This is a genomic window from Ruegeria sp. CDSA141, from assembly GCF_059612005.1.
Map to the genome: position 1 here is coordinate 111393 of NZ_JBXWPT010000004.1, position 16524 is coordinate 127916.

The window sequence follows — 16524 nt, forward strand, 5'->3', positions numbered from 1 at the left end:
TTGCAGGTCAGCCATGTTTCTTTCAGATATCTTCTGTCCGCGGATTGGCCTTGGTCTGAACAAGCATAGACACAACTTCCTCCTTCCAGCCCGCCTTTATTTTAAGCGCCAACTGTGAAGGGGGGCGATGATCCGGCGTAAGGATCGCATATTCATATCTGAGCGGGTCCTTGAAAGGCAGGAAGACGACACGGCCATTTGAGATGTTTAGATTTCGTTCTGTCGCAACGGTCAAAGGATCGACTATAGTGCAGCATTGTCCCGATCCGACAAAGGGTATGAGTGGCAGAAAATACTGGCATGTCACGCTTGGTTTGTAAGACGCAGAAACCATCTGAAAAGCACGCTGCACTTTCTTCTGAAAAGGGTGTGTGTCGTACAGCCCACCCATTGGCACGCTATCGAGGTCTGAAATCGTCAGGGTCTTTTTTTGAGCCAGCGGATTGTCTCGATCCATTGCGCAAAAGCAATCTCCACTTATGATTTCTGCCGTGAATTGTGGTTTCTTTCCGACCGGGTGCTCGAAATCGGCAAACCCGAAATCGATGTTCTGGGTACCTGCAAGTTCCATTATTTGGGGCGAACTGCGGGTCGACAGCGTAACCCGGATGTCCGGGTTCCCGCCAACCGAGCGGCTGATGAAATTCGGAAAGGCGAAAATGGACGGTCCCGGCATTGCAGCAATATTCAGATTGCCTGAGCTTCCTTTAAGAAGCCCGTGCATCGTGCTGGAAACCGTTGATAATCTGTCCAGTATCCCAGTGGTTTCCGCCAACAGGTAGTGCGCCTCGGGCACCGGGATCAAACGCCGACCTTTTCGTTCGAACAAGGTCAGTCCAAGACTTCTTTCCAGGTTCTTGATTGCCAGGCTGATCGCGGGTTGTGTCCGGTTCAGCTTCTTTGCGGTCTGAGAGATGGACCCGGTTTCCATCACCTCGCGAAAAACTGTCAATTGAGCAAGGTTCATGCTCAATACATAAGGTAAACTTTCGTTTTGTTAAATATAACAAATTTGTATTTATGATAAAACTCCATAGGCTGATTGGATCAGAGTTCGGACAAACCGAATCCAATGATCCAAAACTGGGAGCTTACGATGAGATTTTTGAAATGCCTGACGGGTTTGGCTTTGGCTGGCGCACTGGCTGCACCAGCGTTTGCACAGGACCCAACTTTTTTCCGCATCGGCACCGGTGGTGCAGGCGGCACTTATTTCCCGATCGGCGGGACCATCGCCAACGGGATTTCGGCCCCTCCGGGCTCACGCCCCTGTGAAGAGGGCGGCCAATGCGGCGTGCCCGGGTTGATCGCGATCGCACAGTCAACAACCGCATCAGTCTTCAACAATGCCGCTGTCCAAAACGGCGAGCTTGAGGCCGGCCTGGCCGCGGCTGACGTAACCCGTTCGATGTATCTGGGTGAGGGAAAGTTCGAAGGCAAACCCCACCCGAAACTGCGCATCGTCGCAAACCTGTTCCCCGAAGACCTGCACCTGGTTCTTCCCGCGGGTCAGACCATCAACGATCTGAGTGATCTCAAAGGCAAGCGCGTCGGTATCGCGCAAGCTGGCTCGGGAACGCAGGTCGCTGTGTTGCAAATGCTGGAAGCCTGGGGCGTCAACCGTGACAACATGGATGAGGCCGAGTTGAACAACAGTCAGAGTGCCGAACGTCTGGCCGATGGCCAACTGGACGCCTATTTCTACGCGGCGGGCTGGCCGGTTGCCGCAATGGTGCAACTGTCTTCGACCAAGGGCATGAACCTGCATTCTTTCACCGATGAAGATTTGGCAAAGATTAACGAGATTATCCCTGCCTATATCCCCTCGGCCATTCCGGGTGGCGTCTATGAGGGTATTGACACTGAAACCAAAACCCCAGCGGTCAGCGCTATGCTGGTTGTGTCATCGGACCTGTCCGAAGATCTGGTTTATCAGCTGACCAAAGCCATGTGGAACGATAATACCCGCAAGCTGCTGGACAACGGCCACGCAAAGGGCAAGCAGATCACGCCTGATACTGCCCTCGATGGCGTCGAGGCACTGGGTGTTCCGCTGCATCCGGGTGCTGAGAAATTCTATAAAGAAGCCGGTCTTCTTCAATAGCCACACCTGACTGAAACCTGTCGTCGGTGCCCCGGTCGGGGCACCGCACTCTGGAATTATGCGAAATCGGGGGGCCATCATGTCCGAGACCCAGAAACTTGATGACCACGAACTGACGGCCGAGGAACTTGCGGCAATCGAAGAACAGTTCGACGAGGGTGCCGCTGTCCGGCAGGTCACGCCCACCGCAGGCAAGGTGCTGCGCGTGGTCGCCCTGATTTTTGCGTTCTACGAATTCTTCACGGCTGGGTTCGGTTTGCCTGCCGACCATTGGCATATGGGCATCTATCTGGCCCTGCTGTTCATTCTGGTCTACGCCACAATCCCGATTATCGGGGTGAAAAGCCTCTATGCGCTCAAAATCAGCCGATTCCGCGTCGGCAATATCCCTCTCTATGATCTGGTATTCATGATGCTTGGCATCATCGCCGCACTATACGTGGGCTTCGCCTGGCGCGGCATTCCGTTTCTTGGGATCGAGGAGCAGACCTTCCGCATGGGCAACCCGAACAACTATGATGTGATTCTGGGGGTCGTGATCATTCTGCTGGTACTGGACATTGCACGCCGCACGTTGGGCTGGGTCCTGCCTCTGATCATCTGCGTATTCATCTCTTACGCATTGCTGGGCCCCTTTTTTCCCGGGCTGTTGCAGCACCCGGGTGTGAACTTCAAAACCTTCGTATCATCGATGTATTTTCCGCAGGAAGGTATCTATGGTGTAACGCTTTGGGTCGTATCGACCATCGTGTTCCATTTTGTCTTGTTCGGCGTGATCGCTCAGCGAACTGGGCTGGGGCAATTGTTCATCGACAACGCTACAATTTTGGCGGGTCGCTATACGGGCGGTCCGGCCAAAGTATCGGTGGTATCCTCGGCCTTCTTCGGCACGATCTCGGGCTCTTCGGTGGCCAACACCGTTTCGACCGGCGCGTTGACCATTCCCAACATGAAGCGCCTTGGATACCCCGGCCATTTCGCGGGCGGCGTCGAGGCCGCGTCCTCGGCTGGCGGCCAGATCACACCACCCATCATGGGGGCTGCGGCCTTCATCATGGCTGAGTTTCTCGAGGTGCCTTATACCACCATCGTGATCGCTGCGATATTTCCGGCACTTCTGCATTACGTGGGTGTTTTCGCCGTAGTGCATCTGATGGCGCGCAAGCTGAACCTTCAGGGTCTGGCGAAAGAACAGTTGCCGCAGCTCAAGGCTGTCTGGACTGAAGGCTGGGCCAACATCGTGCCGTTGATCGGCCTGCTGGTGGTCCTTTTCACCGGCTACACGCCATTTATGTCGGCCTTCTGTGGCATTTCGCTTGCTGTCATCGCGGGCATGTCGCGGATCAAGCAACCTCCGACACTGATCTATGCAGCAGCCTTCCTTGGGTTCGTCCTGTGGAAGTTCTCGGATGGAGGCTTTGACCTGACCATGACGGCAATCCTGTGTGGGCTGTCGGTGATCGCCACGCTTAACCCGCAGAAACGTATCGAAGTGCCCGAGATGCTGCAGGCGGTTGAACTGGGTGTGAAATACTCTCTGGCTGTGGGCGCTGCGGCGGCTGCGGTGGGTATCGTTGTAGGGGTGATCAACACCACCGGTATCGGTTTCCGCATCGGATTCATGGTGACACAAGGTGCGGGGAACCTGGCGGCAGATCTCTATAACATGATCTCATTCGGCAGTTTCCAACTGTTTGCGATGGAAGACTTGCAACTGTTTATCTCGCTGGTTTTCATTGCCATCGTCTGCATTCTGATGGGCGCCGGCATTCCAACCACGGCGCTGTACATCATGCTCGTTTCGGTCGCGCAGCCTGCGTTGGCCCAGCTTGGCGTTCCGCCCATCGCAAGCCATCTGTTCGTACTGTATTACGGTGTGGTGTCCGAGATCACACCTCCGGTCTGTACGTCGGCCTATGCGGCGGCAGCGATTGCGAATTCCAACCCGTTCCGCACCGGGCTGTCCGCCTTTACGCTTGGTCTGGGTAAAGTAATCGCGCCAATGGCGTTCGTCTATGCGCCGGTTTTGCTGTTCGTGTCTTCCACCGGGTTTGATCTTTGGGAATTCACCTATACCGCAGCCAGCTGTATTGCCGGTGTCATCGCGCTTTCGGCAGCGGTCGTGGGGTATTGGTTGCAGCCACTCGGTCTCGTGTCGCGCATCCTGATGGTCGTTGCCGGGATTATCTTCGTGGCGCCCACTCTGACGGCTGACTTGATCGCATTGGCGGTGGCGTCTCCTGTCATTGTCACACAGTTGATCGCCCGTAGCCGAATTCAAGCAACGGTCTGACATGCCTGAACAAGTGACCATCATCGGCGCCGGGATCGTCGGCCTATGTTGTGCGCTCTCCTTGCAGGAGCGCGGTATTGCCGTGCGGCTGATCGACCGCGGAGAACCTGGGCAGGAGACATCGTTCGGCAATGCCGGTGTCGTCTCACCGTGGTCGGTGATCCCGCAGGCCACGCCCGGCATCTGGAAAACGATCCCTCGGATGCTGTTGGACCCGAAAAGCGCTTTGACCGTCAGGCTCTCGTTCTGGCCCAGGATGATACCCTGGGGCCTGAGGTTCCTGAAGAGTTCAAGCGTGAAATCCGTACGCAACATTTCGGACGCAATGGAGGTGCTGTGCCGTCCATCGATAGATCTGTACCGAAGACATCTGCAAAATACCGGGCACGAAGACCTTATTGTTGATTCCAACTATATCCACGCGTTTCGCAACCCGGATCAGGCTGACCTGAAAGATCTGGGATATCTGATCCGGCAGGAAAAAGGCGGACATCTTGAGCGGATCGACGGACCAGAATTGCGCCGGATCGAACCCGCGCTTTCCAGAGATTTCAACGCTGCGATCCTGATCAAGGGACAGGCGCGGGTTACGTCTCCCGGCCGGGTCGGTGCGGTTTTGGCCGACAAGGTCCGTCAACAAGGCGCCGAGTTCGTGCGGACAGAAGTCAAAGGAATAAAGCGCACTGAAGACGGACAATGGCATTTGACCTCACCGGCCGGCACGATCCACGCCGATACTGTCGTGCTGGCCGCCGGGGTTTGGTCTGCCGAGTTGCTGAAACCCTTGGGTTTGCCCGTGCCACTGGTGGCCGAGCGTGGATACCATGTCCAATTCCCGACCCCCTCTGCCAGCCTGGAAAACTCGGTGATGGACGTGGACGCCAAGGTGGTGGCCAGTTCGATGCAGGACGGTTTGCGTGTGGCGGGTACGGCCGAATTCGGCGGCATCGACGCGCCGCCAGATCCACGCAAACAGTCGCTTCTGACCGCTCAGGCCAGCGCAATGATGCCGGATCTGAACACCTCGGATACGCAGTTCTGGATGGGCCGACGCCCGTCTTTTCCTGACAGTTTGCCTGCGATCGGTCCGGTAGAGGGGCACAAGGGCCTGTTCACCGCTTTTGGTCATTCCCATTACGGTTTGATGATGGCCCCAAAAACCGGTGAGTTGGTGGCCGACTTGGTGTCAGGGCAACGCCTCAACATCCCGTTGGATTCATTTGCCTTGTCACGCTTTTAACTCGCGCCAGCCACCGTTTCGAAGAAGGATTACCCCATCATGCCGATCTACCAGGGTGGACAGAATATCTGCGGAGCCTCAATCGGGGTTTTGTGTCTGGAAAGCTATTTCCCCAAACCACCTGGGCATATCAAGAACCCTTCCAGCCTGCCGTTCCCGGTGCTGTACGAAATGATAGATGGCGTTACGGTGCCAACGCTGCTGAACAATCCGACGCCTGATTTGCTGAACCCCTTCATAAAAGGCGCGCAACGGCTTGAGGCTGAAGGCGTGCGCGCCATTACCGGAAGTTGCGGGTTTCTCGCCCTGTTCCAAAAAGAGTTGGCCGAGGCCGTATCGGTGCCTGTCTTCGCTTCGAGCCTGATACAGGTGCCGTTGGCCTTTCACATGTCCGGGGCCCGCGCGCCGGTCGGGGTGATTACAGCGGATTCATCGGCACTGACACAACGCCATTTCGAAGGCGTTGGGGCGGGGGGCGTTCCTGTAGCCGTACAGGGCTTGCAGCACACCAGCGAGTTTGCCGAGGTCATCCTGCGCAACACGCGCACCCGCATGGACACAGATTTGATCGAGGCCGAAGTGTTGGATGCTGCGCATAGGCTGAAGCGCGATACGCCTGAAATACGCTCCGTGGTATTAGAATGCACGGATCTTCCCCCTTATGCAAAACGCATTCAGGAAGAACTGAGACTGCCTGTTTTTGACCTGACGACGCTAGCGCAAATGGCGCATACAGTAAGCGCGCGTACCGGGTATTGCGGGTTGATGCCGTGGAGTTGAGGCCGTCGCGCGCTGGTAGTGTCCAAGAAATGCCAAATAGCCGCAAAAACAGTGGCTACCTGCTGATACCTTTCGACGGACCGGGACAAGGGACTTTCCCTTGCTGAAGCGGCTGGTTAAGAAGCCACTCCACTGCCGTTTCAGGAGGCCCCTTTGGACCGTATCGCCCGCACCATAGCCACCGAGATCAATGCACGTCCCGATCAGGTCGGTGCTGCGATCAATCTATTGGATGACGGTGCGACGGTTCCCTTTGTCGCCCGCTATCGGAAGGAAGCAACCGGTGGGTTGGACGATACCCAATTGCGTCTTCTGTCCGAGCGTTTGACCTATCTGCGTGAACTCGAGGCACGGCGCAAAACCATCCTGAATTCTATCAAAGATCAAGGGAAGCTGACCGAAGATCTGAGCAAATCGATAGCTCGGGCCGAAACCAAGGCACAGCTGGAAGATATCTATCTGCCTTACAAACCCAAACGGCGTACCAAGGCGATGATCGCGCAGGAAAACGGGCTGGAACCCCTGGTCGAAGCCATTCTGGCCGATCGCGATGCGGACCCAGACACACTGGCCGAGGCATACCTGAGCGAAGCCGTTGCCACCCCTCGAGACGCGCTGAAGGGCGCGCGCGACATTCTGACCGAACGATTGACTGAAAATGCGACACTGCTGGGTGAATTGCGTATGTTCATGCAGCGCGAAGCGCTGCTCAGTGCCAGTGTTATCGACGGGAAGGAAAAGGAAGGCGCTAAGTTCAGCGATTACTTTGACCATTCCGAGCGTTGGGCGGATGTTCCATCGCACAGGGCGCTGGCAATGCTGCGGGCTTCAAAAGAGGGCATTGTTTCGCTTGATATCGCGCCGGAACCGGAATTTGGGGCTGCACGGGCCGAGACCATTGTTGCCGCACATTTGCAGACACGCGGCAATGGACCGGGTGATGCCTGGTTGCGCAAAGTCGCCGGGTGGACGTGGCGGGTCAAGCTTTCGCTGTCCATGATGGTCGAATTGATGGCCGATCTGCGCAGCCGGGCGCAGGACGAGGCAATTCAGGTCTTTTCGCGCAACCTCAAGGATTTGCTGTTTGCCGCGCCTGCTGGTGCCAGGGCTACTTTGGGTCTTGATCCCGGCATCCGCACTGGCGTGAAGGCGGCAGTGGTTGACGCAACGGGTAAGGTCGTCGCCACTGATACATTCTATCCATTTCAACCAAAAAACGATCTGCGCGGGGCGCAGGCGACCATCCTCAATCTGATCTCGGCCCACCAGATCGAGCTGATCGCCATCGGGAACGGAACCGCGAGCCGAGAAACTGAACGGTTGGTTGCAGACACACTGAATCTGCTCCCCAAGACGGTAAAAGCGCCAACTAAGGTGGTTGTGTCCGAAGCCGGGGCCTCGGTCTATTCCGCGTCGGAACTGGCAGCACGAGAGTTTCCCGATCTGGATGTCTCGCTGCGCGGGGGGGTGTCCATCGCCCGGCGATTGCAGGATCCTTTGGCAGAACTGGTCAAAATCGAACCGAAATCCATCGGCGTGGGGCAATACCAGCATGACGTTGACCAGCACCGCCTGTCGCAATCCCTGGATTCTGCGATTGAGGATGTCGTGAACGCGGTCGGGGCTGACCTGAACACAGCCTCTGCACCTTTGCTTGCGCGTGTGTCGGGACTGGGCCCCGCGCAAGCCGAAGCCATCGTCGCCCATCGCGATCTGAACGGACCGTTCCAATCGCGCAAAGACCTGTTGTCCGTCGCAGGCTTGGGTCCGCGGGCCTTTGAACAGTGCGCCGGGTTTCTTCGCATAAGGGACGGCGCTGAACCGCTTGATGCGTCGTCGGTGCACCCCGAAGCCTATGAAGTCGCCCGCCGCGTCGTGTCGGCCTGCGGGCGGGATATCAGGCACATCATGGGCCATGAAGAGTCCTTGAATGGGTTGCGGGCACAACAATTCGTAACCGAAGATTTCGGCCTGCCCACGGTTCTGGATATCTTTGCCGAGCTTGAGAAACCCGGACGGGATCCCCGGCCCAGTTTTGTCACGGCCAGTTTCGCGGATGGCATCGAAGAGATAACCGATCTGAAGCCCGGAATGGTTCTTGAGGGCACAGTGACAAACGTGGCGGCCTTTGGGGCCTTTGTGGATGTGGGCGTTCATCAGGACGGGCTGGTTCATGTCAGCCAGCTGGCGGACCGCTTCGTCAAGGACCCGCATGAGGTCGTCAAGGCCGGGCAAGTTGTGAAAGTGCGCGTTGTCGAGGTGGATGTGCCCAGAAAGCGTATCGGTCTTTCGATGCGCAAACAGGGCGGCGGCGGAAAGCAGCGCGCCTGATCTGCAATCTGCACATTATCCGGGTGTAACGACATGAAGGCGTTACCCACCGGAAAAAGCGTGCAGACCGATACGGGCAGCCAGTATGCATTGTTTTCATTGAGCGCTGAACTGGGTATCAGCAAGAGAGTTCACAGCGCCGCCAAACGGATCGAAACAGAAACTATAGTTCATGCAGTACCACAACAAGCCTTACAACAAGCTTCAGGTCGGCGATACCGCCGAGTTGGTCCGCACTTGCTCGGTCGACGATTTCTATGTGTTCGCCAACAATTCGGGCAATCACAATCCTCTCCATCTAGCCAGCGAAGACGGCGACGGCGACCACACCAAAGAAGCGGTTGCACCTGCAATGTTCGTGGGAGCCCTGATCTCGGCAGTCTTGGGGAACGTTCTGCCGGGGGCAGGGACGCTTTACAAATCGCAGCGGTTTGACTTTGTTGGAAGGGCGCATGCAGGTGATGAGCTGGTATCCAAAGTCACCGTTTTGGAAAAGCGACCAAACCGGGAGGTTGTCTTTGACACGGTCGTTACGCGCCCATCGGACGGAGCCGTGATCGTCAGCGGGCAGGCCGTCGTGATCGCACCGGAGAAAGAGATGGTGTTTGCCGAATTGGATTTGCCTGGGCTGGTGGTGAAACGTCATCGTCATTTTGATGCCATGCTGGAAAAGGTACGCCCGCTGCCGCCTATGTCTACTGCTGTTGTGGCTCCGGAAGAGCCCAATGCCCTGAGTGGAGCCCTGTTGGCCGCGCATGAGACGATCATCACACCCATTCTGATCGGTGACCCGGACAAAATCGCCAACGCTGCCGCCGAAATCGGAGCGTCGTTGGAAGGGATTGAAATCATACCGCAGAGTGATCATTTCAGCGCGGCCAACACGGCGGTCGATCTTGTTGCGGAAGGTCGAGCAAAGGCGCTGATGAAAGGGCATCTGCATACGGACGAACTGTTAAAAGCCGCGCTCAGGCGCGAGAATGGCCTGCGCACCGGTCGCCGCTTTACCCATGTCTTTGTCATGGATGTGCCCGGACAACTCAGACCACTCTTGGTGACAGACGCGGCGATCAATATCGAACCGGATCTGGAAACCAAGATTGACATTGTCCAGAACGCAATCGACTTGGCCTTGTCGCTGGGGATCGAAAGTCCCAGGGCAGGTATTCTTTCTGCAATCGAAACCGTCAATCCGGCGATCCGATCTTCCGTCGATGCGGCCCTGCTGTCGAAAATGGCGGAACGCGGCCAGATTACGGGTGGGTTGGTCGACGGCCCTCTGGCCATGGACAATGCGGTCAGCCTTGCTGCTGCCCGGTCCAAGGGGATCGTGTCTGATGTTGCCGGCAAAACGGATATTCTGGTGGTGCCCAATCTGGACGCCGGGAACATGATGGCCAAGCAACTTACCTATATCGCCAATGCAGAAGGGGCCGGTGTGGTCATGGGGGCCAAAGCGCCCATCATTTTGACCAGCCGTGCCGATGACGACAAGGCTCGACTTGCATCCTGCGCCGTGGCAGCCCTGCACGACTCCTTCTCACTTTCACGCACCGGAGCACCCACATGACACATGTCGTGACACTGAACGCTGGATCGTCTTCGATGAAATTTGGCTTGTTTGAACTAACCGAAGACGATCCAATCATGGTTTGCACCGGTGCGGTCGAGAACATTGGTGAACAGGAACCGCTTGTTAAAGCAAAGTCTTCCGACGGAAGTGTCCTTGCCAGCGGCACCGCCGGAGAAATCAGTGATCACGCCTCGGCCCTGGACTGGGTTTTGAACCTGCTGGCCCGCTCTTTTCCTAACTGCGACGTAACTGCGGTAGGGCATCGTGTTGTCCACGGTGGACCTGACATTGACGCACCTGTGCCGCTGACCAAGGCTTCCATTCAAACGCTGGACAAGCTGTCTCCGTTTGCGCCTTTGCATCAGCCGCACAATCTGGCCGGGGCCAGGGCGGCGATGGAACGTTTTCCAAACGCGGTTCAGATTGCCTGTTTCGATACGGCCTTTCACCGCAATCACCCTTGGGAGAACGACGTTTTCGCCTTGCCGCGCGAGTATTACGACAAAGGTGTTCGACGCTATGGCTTTCACGGGCTCAGCTATGAATACATATCGGATCACATGGCAAAAACAGCGCCGCTTCTGCACGAAGGACGCGTGGTCGTGGCCCATCTGGGCAATGGTGCATCAATGTGTGCGATGATCGGAGGGCGATCAGTGGGCTCGACCATGGGGTTTTCAGCCCTCGACGGGCTGCCGATGGGTACACGCTGTGGTCAACTGGATCCCGGAGTGGTCCTGTATCTGATGGCCCAGGAAGGGCTGAGCGCTGACGAAATCTCAGACCTATTGTTCCGGAAGTCGGGGTTGCTGGGTCTGTCCGGGTTGTCCAACGATATGCGCACCCTGGAAAAGGCGGACACACGCGAAAGCCGTCAGGCGATCAGCTATTTCACTTTCCGTATTCGGCGCGAGCTTGGGGCAATGGCGGCCATTCTCGGCGGAATCGATGCCTTGGTGTTCACCGGTGGGATCGGGGAAAACTCGCGTCTGGTGCGTGACCGGGTTTGCTCGGGGATGGGATGGCTGGGCATCGAGCTGAATCCTGACGCAAATGCGGACAATGACCGGATCATTTCAACTGACCTGTCACGCGTCGTGGTCATGACAATCCCGACCAATGAAGAACTGGTTATTGCCCGTGCAGCGGCAGATCTGTTGGCCAAACGTCCTCGGCTCAGAACTGCCTAGCGACCTACGTTTCGGTGTACGTCCAGCGATAGGCAGGCGGGGTCGGTCCCTTGTTCCGGCCTCCCTGCTGCATCTGTTCCCACGCATGGGCTAGAATGCCAACAGATCGGGACAGGCAGAAGAGACCGCGCGCCAGCGGCGGTGCAAAGCCAAGCTCGGCGTAGATAACCGCTGTGGCCCCATCAATGTTCATCGGAACGGGTTTCCCCTTGCGCCGTGCCAGTTCTGCCTCAATATCTTGCCCGATCCGCATAAAGTGACCATTGCAAGCCCCGTTTTTCACGGCCTCTGAAACCAATGCCATCAGGCGCGGTGCACGGGGATCAGTTGGGGTGTGGAACCGGTGGCCAAAGCCAGGCAAAATCTTTCCTTCGCTCTCTATCCACTCATCCAGCGCCTGCTCCAAACGGCCAGGATGTTGCGCCACGAAATGGTACAGGGCAACGGCCTGCTCGCCAGCGCCACCATGAATATCCCCCAACATGTTCACGGCACTGGCCATCGCGTTGTTGAGAGGCAGCCCACAGGTCACGGCCATGCGCGCCGTCGCGATGGAAGGCGCCTGAGGTCCATGGTCCACGGCGGCGACCAACGCGGCCTCGAACAACCGGGCCTGCGCGCCAGATGGTCGGTCGCCCCGTACCATGAACCAGATCATTTCCGCGAAGCTGAGATGCCCTATCAGATTCTGGATCGGCTCCCCTCGCAGGTCGATCCGGCCCGGTTCCATATCGATGATGGAAGTCGTCCACCAATCGGACACATCGCTCATATGATGCCTTCCTTGCTCAAGGCGTCAATTTCCGCGCAGGATAGCCCAATTTCAGACCAGATCGCACTATTGTCCGCCCCGAGCTGTGGTGGTGCGGTGCGCGGCATTTGCCGTAATCCATTCAATACAACAGGGCTTCCCGCAAGTTTCATGTCTTCACCCTGCACCTGCAAAGACCCGATCAGGCCGCGACCAGCAAGTTGTTCGTCATCAAGCGCCTCGGGCACGGTCAATACCTGCCCCGCTGGCACTCCAATTGCGTTGAGTTCGCGTACCCAGTCCGATGCCGCTCTGGTCCGCAGGGTTTCCTCCAGCGCCTCACGCAGGGCGTGGCGATTGCGCTTACGGTCTTCGCGTGTTTCGTAGTCCGGGTGATCCAGCAGGTCTTTGCGGTCCAAATTACGGGCCAGTGCCTGCCACTGCTCGTCGCGGTTGGCGGCAATGTTGATGAGGCCATCAGAGGTTTCAAATGTTCCTGACGGCGCTGACGTGGTGTTTTCGTTGCCATGAGCTTCCGGAGTGACACCACCCACCAGATAGTTCGATACGACCCAACCCATTGTCGAGATCACAGCCTCGGACATCGCCACATCCAGATAGGTTCCCCGAGGATCAGCGTTCAGGGCAGCAGAAACCGCGAACGCGGCCGTCATCCCCCCGACCGTATCCGCCAATGGATAACCAACGCGATAGGGCGCAGTGTCTGGTCCTCCGGTGACGGACATCACGCCACTGATACCCTGCACGATCTGGTCATATGCCGGATCGCCTCGGCGGGGACCATCCTGTCCGAACCCGCTTATGGCGCAGTAAATCAAGTTGGGGTTCACATCGCGCAATACGCCATATCCAAGTCCAAGCCGATCCATTACACTGGGGCGAAAGTTCTCCACCAAAACATCCGCGGTCTGGACAAGCCGCTTCAGCAGCACTTTGCCCTTTTCTGTTTTCATGTTGAGCGTGATGGACTTTTTTTCAGCATTTTGCGCTAGAAAACTGACGCCCATACCGGCCTTGTTTCTGGCAGGATCAGCTCCCAGGACGCGGGCAAGGTCGCCGCCATCAGGGCGCTCGACCTTGATCACTTCAGCGCCCATGAGCGCCAGTTGATAACAGCAATACGGACCCGCGAGGACATTCGTCAGATCGAGAACCCGTATTCCTGCCAGCGGCTCAGTCACCTTCGGCAACCCCTGCGGCCCGAGCCCGTGCGCGGCGCGCGCGGTAGCTGGGAAGAAGCACCAATAGCGCTGCGATAACCAGAAGACCCAGCGTCATTGGACGCTCCCAGATGAAGGCGATGCCGTCATAAAGCTGCATCGACCGGGCGAAGTTATCTTCCATCATGCCACCAAGGATGAAGCCAATCAGCAGCGGCGCAAGCGGGTAGTCAGCAAATTTCAACGCCGTGGCGCAAACACCGAAGCCGACGAGTATCAAAAGTTCAGTCGCATTGTTCTGCCCGATATAGGCCCCCATAAGGGTGAAGAACAGAATGAAGGGGATCAGGTAAGTGCGCGGAACCGAGAGAACCTTGGCAATATATGGGATCAGCGGCAGGTTCAGGATCAGCAGGACAAGGTTGCCGATGAACATTGACATGATCACGGCCCAGAAAATCTGTGGCTCGTCCAGCATCAGGCGTGGGCCAGGTGTCACGTTCAGGGCAATCAAAGCGCCAAGCAAGATCGCGGTGGTGCCAGACCCGGGAATGCCCAGCGTCAGCAGCGGCACGAAAGAACCGGTACATGCCGCATTGTTGGCCGTTTCGGGCGCTGCCAGACCCTTTATTGACCCTTTGCCGAATTCTTCCTGTTCCTCTTTAGGGGCAATGTTGCGCTCGACCGCGTAGCCGAGGAAGCTGGCAATCGTTGCGCCTGCGCCGGGAAGAACCCCGATGAAGAACCCCTGTACCGATTGACGGCCGATCACAGGCGCGATGGCCTTGGCTTCACTGCCTGTGATGCGCAGGTCTTTGATCTCGCCGTCATCTCCCTGAAGATCCTTTGGTTTGAGCACCAGAAACAGCGCTTCGGGCAAGGCGAACATGGCCATGGCAAGCGTGATGAAGCCAAAGCCCGATTGCAGGTCCATGATACCCATGGTGAAACGCGGCAAGTTGAACAATGCGCCTTCACCAACTGTTGCCATGATCAACCCAACAAGCGTCATGATGACCGCCTTGGCCACTTGACCTGTACCTGCGAAGGCTGCGATTGCGGACAGGCCCACGACCATGAGCGCGAAATACTCGGCCGAGTGGAACAACAGCGCCACCGAGGACAGAGCAGGGGCAAAGACCATCAACAAAATGGCCCCGATCGTACCGCCGGCAAAACTTGCAATAGCAGCAATTGTCAACGCCTTGCCTGCTTTGCCCTGGCGGGCCATTGGGTAGCCGTCAAAGCTGGAAGCCACGGTCCCCGCGACCCCCGGCGCATTAAGAAGGATAGAAGACGTCGAACCGCCAAAGATGGCACCGTAATACACACCGGCCAGCAAGATCAGCGCTGCGGACGGGTCGCCCATGGAAATCGCGACCGGGATCATGATGGCGATGATCGACATCGGCCCAAGACCCGGAAGCATGCCGATGAAAGTACCGATCAGGCACCCTGCGATGACCATCAGCAGGTTCTGAAGTGAGAAGGCCGTTTGCAGGCCGATCAGTAGTCCTTCGAGCATGTCAGCCTCCGAAAATGCCCGGCAATGGGCGCATGTAGATGCCAAGAACTTCCTGAACCAGATACCAGACCGAGCCGGTGGCGATCAGCGCGACGAGCAGCATGACGTGCCATTTCCGCTCACCCAGAATGAAAGACCCGAGGATCAGAAAGGCCGAAGTCGAGATCAGAAACCCGACAGGGCGTAGGCAAAGCGCGTAGACGACCATCAAGGCCAGTAGCATAAGCGCCTGATCAAGGTGGTATTCTCCCAACCGCCGATAATCGATATCGGCTTCCTTTGGTTCCGTCTTTTCAAAGCCCAGCAAAATGATCGTGGTGGTGATGATACCCAGAACCGACAGCACTTTGGGGAAGGTACTGGGCCAAATTGGGTTTCTCTGCATGAAAGGGGGCAGACCGCCATCCATCGTGAACCAAGCGGCGTAGCCATATGTCAAACACACACCCAGAAGAATGAGTGCGATCCAGCGATCCAGCGCCATGAGACCCCCTCCCTGCTCTTGTTCGTGAGGAGGCAGAGCGGTGTGCCCGCTCTGCCTGAATAAGGGCTCAGAGGAAGCCCAGCTTTTTCATCAGATCGCCGATCTGCTGTTCCTGCTGCTCCAGGAACGACTGGAAGTCAGCGCCCGAGTTGTGGATGTTGACCCAACCATTGCGTGCACGAACCTCTTCCCATTCCGGTGTGTCATACATCTTGGCAATCGCTTCCTGGTAGGCAGCCAGCTTGTCTTCGGGTAGACCGGGGGCCCCGAAAAAGCCGCGCCAGTTCACAAACGTGGTATCGATACCTTGTTCCTTCATCGTCATCGCGTCAGGAGCCGCATCAACGCGTTCCTCTGACGTCACGCCGATAATCTTGACTTCACCCGCGTTTGCCAGATCGACCGCTTCCGAGAAACCGGTGGACAGGGCTGCGATCTCACCCGACAGCAGGGCCGCCATGGCTTTGCCGCCCGCATCATAGGGGATGTACTTCACGCCAAGCGCGTCTTTACCCGCTGCTTCCATCACCATAGCGGCGACCAGATGGTCCATGCCGCCGGGAACAGAACCGCCACCGATCGCAGTGCCGCTTGGGTCGGCATCAAAAGCGGCAAGCAGGTCTTCCATCGAGTTGATTGGACTGTCTTTGCCCACGACGATTGCGGCATAGTCACCGATAGTGCCCGAAACCAGCGTCAGATCGCGGAAGTTGTGAGGGAATACACCGGTCAATGAGCGGATAACGATCGGCGTGGAGTTCACCATCAGCGTGCCATGGTTGCTGTCGGCATTTTCGATCAGGAACCCAATGGCTTTGCCGCCACCACCACCCGACATGTTTTCGTATGACGCCGTGCCTACGAGACCCGCTTTTGTCAGCGCTTCGCCCGTGCCGCGCGCGGTACCGTCCCAGCCGCCACCGGCGCCACCGGGGATCAGAAAGTGGATGCTGTCCACGACCTGCTCTTCAGCCAGAGATGGCCCGGCCAGACCAAAAGCAGCCACAGCTGCGATCAGGGCGCGACGGCCCAGTGTGAATGTCGTCATGATGTCCTCCCATTTGACAACCGG

General features: G+C 57.3%; 13 protein-coding genes. 7 read left to right on the forward strand and 6 right to left on the reverse strand.

Annotated elements, in window-relative coordinates:
• Positions 1-22: 22 nt before the first annotated feature.
• Complete coding sequence (locus AC2FLP_RS08505; protein WP_299898214.1) at positions 23-967, reverse strand: LysR family transcriptional regulator; 945 nt, start codon at positions 965-967, stop codon at positions 23-25.
• Positions 968-1096: 129 nt separating this feature from the next.
• Between AC2FLP_RS08505 and AC2FLP_RS08510 the strand changes: the two genes are divergently transcribed.
• The 7 genes from AC2FLP_RS08510 to AC2FLP_RS08540 all read left to right on the forward strand — a co-directional run bounded on the left by AC2FLP_RS08510 (position 1097) and on the right by AC2FLP_RS08540 (position 11511).
• Positions 1097-2104, forward strand: a complete 1008-nt coding sequence (locus tag AC2FLP_RS08510) for a TAXI family TRAP transporter solute-binding subunit (protein WP_299898212.1) — start codon at positions 1097-1099, stop codon at positions 2102-2104.
• A gap of 79 nt (positions 2105-2183) precedes the next feature.
• Positions 2184-4397, forward strand: coding sequence for a TRAP transporter permease (locus AC2FLP_RS08515; RefSeq protein WP_496683004.1), 2214 nt, complete (start codon positions 2184-2186; stop codon positions 4395-4397).
• Between the two features lies 1 nt (position 4398).
• A complete protein-coding gene (locus AC2FLP_RS08520) occupies positions 4399-5637 on the forward strand; it encodes an NAD(P)/FAD-dependent oxidoreductase (RefSeq protein WP_496683001.1) in 1239 nt (412 codons plus the stop codon).
• A gap of 39 nt (positions 5638-5676) precedes the next feature.
• Positions 5677-6417, forward strand: coding sequence for an aspartate/glutamate racemase family protein (locus AC2FLP_RS08525; RefSeq protein ID WP_496682998.1), 741 nt, complete (start codon positions 5677-5679; stop codon positions 6415-6417).
• A gap of 153 nt (positions 6418-6570) precedes the next feature.
• Positions 6571-8748 carry a Tex family protein gene (locus tag AC2FLP_RS08530; RefSeq protein ID WP_496682995.1) on the forward strand — a complete coding sequence of 726 codons (2178 nt, stop codon included), beginning with the start codon at positions 6571-6573 and terminating at the stop codon, positions 8746-8748.
• A gap of 172 nt (positions 8749-8920) precedes the next feature.
• Positions 8921-10318 (forward strand): bifunctional enoyl-CoA hydratase/phosphate acetyltransferase, encoded by a 1398-nt coding sequence (locus AC2FLP_RS08535; RefSeq protein ID WP_299898203.1) that lies wholly within the window; start codon positions 8921-8923, stop codon positions 10316-10318.
• Entirely contained in the window at positions 10315-11511 is a 1197-nt protein-coding gene (locus AC2FLP_RS08540; RefSeq protein ID WP_299898201.1) for an acetate/propionate family kinase, read from the forward strand. Before AC2FLP_RS08535 ends, AC2FLP_RS08540 begins: the two co-directional genes overlap by 4 nt.
• Positions 11512-11515: 4 nt before the next feature.
• Here AC2FLP_RS08540 and AC2FLP_RS08545 read toward each other — a convergent pair whose 3' ends face one another.
• From AC2FLP_RS08545 to AC2FLP_RS08565, 5 genes are all read right to left on the reverse strand, one after another.
• Positions 11516-12283, reverse strand: coding sequence for a citryl-CoA lyase (locus AC2FLP_RS08545; RefSeq protein WP_117873341.1), 768 nt, complete (start codon positions 12281-12283; stop codon positions 11516-11518).
• On the reverse strand, positions 12280-13464 hold the full coding sequence (locus AC2FLP_RS08550) for a CaiB/BaiF CoA transferase family protein (RefSeq protein WP_496682991.1): 1185 nt from the start codon (positions 13462-13464) through the stop codon (positions 12280-12282). Before AC2FLP_RS08550 ends, AC2FLP_RS08545 begins: the two co-directional genes overlap by 4 nt.
• Positions 13457-14968, reverse strand: a complete 1512-nt coding sequence (locus AC2FLP_RS08555; protein WP_299640935.1) for a tripartite tricarboxylate transporter permease — start codon at positions 14966-14968, stop codon at positions 13457-13459. Before AC2FLP_RS08555 ends, AC2FLP_RS08550 begins: the two co-directional genes overlap by 8 nt.
• A 1-nt stretch (position 14969) precedes the next feature.
• A complete protein-coding gene (locus AC2FLP_RS08560; RefSeq protein ID WP_117873337.1) occupies positions 14970-15452 on the reverse strand; it encodes a tripartite tricarboxylate transporter TctB family protein in 483 nt (160 codons plus the stop codon).
• A 67-nt stretch (positions 15453-15519) separates the two neighbouring features.
• Positions 15520-16500 carry a Bug family tripartite tricarboxylate transporter substrate binding protein gene (locus AC2FLP_RS08565; protein WP_299640930.1) on the reverse strand — a complete coding sequence of 327 codons (981 nt, stop codon included), beginning with the start codon at positions 16498-16500 and terminating at the stop codon, positions 15520-15522.
• Positions 16501-16524 lie beyond the last annotated feature (24 nt).